Source organism: Sphingomonas sp., assembly GCF_042091075.1.
In the GTDB taxonomy this organism is placed as follows: Bacteria; Pseudomonadota; Alphaproteobacteria; order Sphingomonadales; family Sphingomonadaceae; genus Sphingomonas.
In genome coordinates, this window is record NZ_JBELIE010000206.1 from 1 (window position 1) to 4,979 (window position 4,979).

General features: G+C 71.0%; 2 protein-coding genes. Both read right to left on the bottom strand.

Going from position 1 to position 4,979, the window contains the following annotated elements:
* On the bottom strand, positions 1–1,893 hold a 1,893-nt coding region (locus ACFDSW_RS15295), incomplete at its 3' end, for an Ig-like domain-containing protein (RefSeq protein WP_375251134.1).
* A 233-nt stretch (positions 1,894–2,126) separates the two neighbouring features.
* Positions 2,127–4,979: hydantoinase B/oxoprolinase family protein (locus ACFDSW_RS15300; protein WP_375251135.1), on the bottom strand; the 2,853-nt coding region annotated here is incomplete at its 5' end.

Sequence of the window (4,979 nt, forward strand, 5' to 3'; positions counted from 1 at the left end):
GCCGTCGACGAGTGGGGGAACCAGCGCCACGGTGAAGCTGCCCGGGTTGTTCGGGATCACCGCGATGACCTGACCCAGCGGATCGGTAATGGTGACGGTCGCGCCCGCCTCGGCGGTGCCGGTCACGGTGGTGCCGTCGGGCGCGACCGCCGCCACCGGGGGGGCGGGGGCGGTCAGATCGGGCGCGACCAGCGTGACGGCGGGGGAGGCGTTGCCGGCGGCGTCGGTCTGCACCACCGTCAGCGTCTGGCGGTCGATTTGCGGGGTGGCGAGCGTCACCGCGAACAGGCCGCGCGCATCGACGCTGCCACTGCCCAGCAGCGCGCCATTGGCATCGCGGATCGCGATGGCGGCACCCGCTTCGCCAGTGCCGCTGACGACCGCGCCGGAGGCGTCGAGCGTCGGCGCTGGCGGGGCGGGTGGGGTGATGTCGGGTGCGGTGAGCGTTACCGGATCGGAGACATTGCCCGCGGCGTCGGTCTGCACCGCCGTCACCGTTCCGCCATTCGCGGCGGCCGGGCTGAGCGGGACGGTGGCGCTGCCATCGCTGCCGATCGTCGCCTGGCCGATCACACCGCCGCCCGGCCCGGTGACCGTAACGGTGGCGCCAGCCTCGCCCGTCACCTGCGCCGAGGCGCCATCGCCAGCCAGCGTCACGACGGGCGCTTCGGGTGGCATGGTGTCGGGTGCGGTAAGCGTCACGCTGGGGGAGGGGTTGCCGGCCGCGTCGCTCTGCACGACCGCGATGGCGCCGCCGTTGCTGGCCGGTGGAATCAGCACGACGGTGATCGCGCCGTCCACCGCCACCGTGCCGCTGCCGATGACATTGCTCGTAGCGCCGGTCACCGTGACGCGCGCGCCCGGTTCGCCGCTGCCGGACACAATCGTGCCGTCGTCGTTGATCGACACCAGCGGCGCGGCGGGAGGGGTGATATCGGGCGCGGCGACGTTCGTCTCCGGTGAGCGATTGCCCGCCGCGTCGGTTTGCACCACCGTGATCGTCCCGCCGTTGGCCGCCGCCGGGGAGAGCGCGATCGAATAGCTGCCGTTCGCGGCGACCACCGCGCTGCCGATCGCGGCCCCAGCCGCATTGCGCACCGTCACCGTCGCGCCGGCCTCGCCCGTGCCCGACAGGATGGTGCCATCGGCGGACACTTGCCCGGCGGGTGCTGCGGGCGGGATGGTATCCGGCGCGGATATCGTCGTCGCTGGCGAAACATTGCCCGACGGATCGGTCTGCGTGACGCTGATCGTCTGACCGTTCGCCTGCGGCGTCGTGAGCGGCACGGTGACATTGCCCTGTGCGTCGACCGTGCCGGTGCCGATCACTGCCCCGTTTGCATCGCGCACCTGCACCGTCGCGCCTGGTTCGCCAGTGCCGGTCACCGCCCCGCCATCGGCGCGCACCGTGACGACCGGCGCGGACGGCGGGATGTTATCAGCGGCGGGCGCAGCCGAGCGCGGCGCATCGCTGCCGCCGCCTGACATGAGCGCGATCCCGCCACCCACCGCCGCGAGGCCACCCAGCGCGAGCGGCACCGTCAGGGATGAGCCGCCGGCCGCCGCCGCGCCGCCGGTCAGCGCATCGAGATCGCCGATCAGCGAGAAGGTGTCGGCGTCGATCCCCTGGCCCGGGTGGACCAGCCAGTGCTGATCTCCCTCGGTCACCACTGCGTCGCTCTCCACCTGTCCGGCGTCGTGATAGAATTGAACGATGCGCAGAAGCTGGCCGTCGGTGGTGGTGATGATCAGGTCGTCGCCCTGCCGCGTGACGCTGGCGATCTGGTCGCGGCGCAGCGGCAGCCGGACGACGCTGGGATCGCGGAGGGTGACCGTCGCGGCCTCCGCATAGGTGCTCGTGCCGTTCAGCTTGCTGATGATTTCGATCCGCATCGTCGTCCTCCCATCGTCGTGGCAGTGTCCGCGTCTGACCCGGATGACCGGCCGGCGGACGATTCTGTCGGAACGATAAGGTCAGAGGAGGTGGCGCGATCCGGTCTGTCCGATTTCGGATACGAATATCATGGTTAACGAGATGCTTACCAAAAAGGGTGTCGCGACGTCCGGCGCGCGCCGGTTCTGGCGAACGGCCCGCTCGTCGTGGTTCGGGGGGTGGAGTGGCTGCGTTATCCCTGGTCGCCCCAGCCGCCGCCGCCCGGCGTTTCGATCACGATCGTGTCGCCGGGCTCCAGCGCGATCTGATCGCTGCCCGCGAGCGTCAACCAGCGCCCGTCGGCCCGCCGCGCCCATTGCTGCCCGGTCGAACCTGCTTGTCCTCCCGCCAGTCCGAACGGCGCGACCGTGCGGCGGGACGCCACGATCGTAGCGACCATCGGCTCCAGCGCGGTGATCGCGCGCACGACGCCGTCGCCCCCGCGCCAGCGCCCCGCACCGCCCGTGCCGCGCCGGATCGCGAAGCGATCGAGCCGCACGGGGTAGCGCATTTCCAGCACTTCGGGGTCGGTGATGCGGGTGTTGGTCATGTGAGTGTGCACCGCGCTGGCGCCATCGGCGCCGTCGATCGCGCCGGCGCCGCCACAGATGGTTTCATAATATTGATAGTCATCGTTGCCGAACAGGAAGTTGTTCATCGTCCCCTGCGACGCCGCCGCCGCGCCGAGCGCGCCGAACAGCGCATTGCACACCGCCTGGCTGACCTCCGTATTCCCCGCCACCACCGCGCTGCCGGGCGGGGGCGACAGGAAGCTGTCGCGGGGCAGCACGATCGTCAACGGGGCGAGACAGCCGTGGTTGAGCGGAATGTCCTCACCGACCAGACATCGAAAGGCGTAAAGGACCGCCGCCTGGGTCACCGCGGGGGGCGCGTTGCGATTGCCCGGATCGGCGGGGCCGGTGCCGGTAAAGTCGATCGTCGCGCCGCGCGCCGCGCGATCGATCGTGACGCGCACTTTCAGCGGCGTGCCGTCGTCCATGCGATCCTCGAAGACGCCGTCTCGCAACGTCGTGATGACGCGGCGGATGCTTTCCTCCGCATAGTCGCGGACGTGCGCCATATAGGCATCGACCACCGCCCAGCCGTGCGACGCGAGCAGCGCGCGCAGCTCCGCCATGCCGGTTTCGTTGGCGGCCAGTTGCGCGCGGATGTCCGCGACATTCATGTCCGGGCTGCGCGCGGGATGCCGTGCCCCGGTGAGCAGCGCGCGGAACGCGCTTTCCCGAAACGTGCCGCCATCGACCAGCAGCAGATCGTCGATGATGACGCCCTCATCCTCCAGCGTGCGCGACTGCGGCGGTGTGGAGCCCGGCGTCAGCCCGCCGACATCGGCATGATGCCCGCGATTGGCGACGAAGAAACGGATCGTCCCGCCCGTTTCGTCAAACACCGGGCTGATGACCGTGATGTCGGGCAGGTGCGTGCCGCCGTTGAAGGGATTGTTTAGCGCGATCGTGTCGCCGGGGCGCAGTGTGCCGCCGCGCTGGCGGATCACGGTCTGCACGCTTTCGCTCATCGCGCCGAGATGGACGGGCACATGCGGCGCATTGGCGATCAGCCGCCCCTGCGCATCGAACAACGCGCAGGAAAAATCGAGCCGTTCCTTCATGTTGACGCTGCTGGAGGTGTTGCGGAGGACGACGCCCATCCGCTCCGCGATCCCCATGAACAGCGCATTGAACAATTCCAGCCGGACGGGATCGGCGGTGGTCGCGTCGTCTCCGGCGGCGGTGGCGGCCTGCTCGTGGTGCAGCGACAGCACCCCCGCCGCATCGACCGCCACGCGCCAGCCCGGTTCCACCACGGTCGTCGCGATCGCCTCGCGGATCAGCGCCGGGCCGACGATCGTGTCGCCCGCGCGCAACGCGGGCCGGTCGTAGATCGGCGTGGCGTGTTCGACGCCGCCGCTCCACATCACGACGCGGTCAACCGGCGCGGGCAGGGGGCCGTCGCGCGGGGGGAGCGGGGGTAGCGTGGCGGGCGGGGCCGGCAGCAACGCCTCGACGGCGATGCTGTCGACGGTGATCGTCCGATCGGCATCGACGAAGCCGAAGCGCGCGCGATGCGCGCCCTCGAACGCCGCCCGCATCGCCGGCAGCGATCCGAAAGGGACCGGCAAGGCGGTATCGGTGCCGGTGTAGCGCAGATACACCTGCGTCACGCGGCGGATCGCGCTTGCCGCCGGATCGGCGCGCAGGTCGCCGGTGGCCTGATCGCCAAGCCGCGCCGCCAGCGCCGCCAGATCGGGCAGGATCGCTTCGTCGAGAGGGCGCTCGATCGATTGCTGGCGCAGCGCGGCGCGATCCGCCAGTCCCATGCCGAACGCCGACAACACGCCCGCGAGCGGGTGGATCAGCACGATACGCATGCCCAGCGCCTCCGCGACCCGACAGGCATGTTGTCCGCCCGCGCCGCCGAAACATTGCAGGGCGAACCGTGTCACGTCCTCCCCGCGCTCCAGCGCGACCCGCTTGATCGCGGCGGCCATGTGCGCGACCGCGATCGTGACGAAGCCTTCCGCCACCTCGCGCGGATCGTCGCGCCGGCCGGTCGCCGCCGCGATCCGCGCGGCCAGATCGTCGAAGCCTTTCGCCACCGCTGCCGCGTCGAGCGGCTGGTCGCCGGCGGGGCCGAACAGCGCGGGGAAATGGCGGGGCTGGATCTTGCCGAGCATCACGTTCGCGTCGGTGATGGTGAGCGGGCCGCCGCGCCGGTAACAGGACGGGCCGGGATTCGCCCCTGCGCTGTCGGGCCCGACGCGATAGCGCGCACCGTCGAAATGCAGGATCGATCCGCCGCCGGCCGCGATCGTGTCGATCGCCAGCATCGGCACGCGCAGGGCGACCCCGGCAACCTCGGTATCGACGGTGCGCGCAAACGCGCCGGCATATAGCGCGACATCGGTGGAGGTGCCGCCCATGTCGAACCCGATCACCCGGTCATGGCCGGCCGCCTCGGCGGTGCGGGCCGCCGCGACGATCCCCCCCGCCGGGCCGGACAGGATCGCGTCCTTGCCCTGGAACGC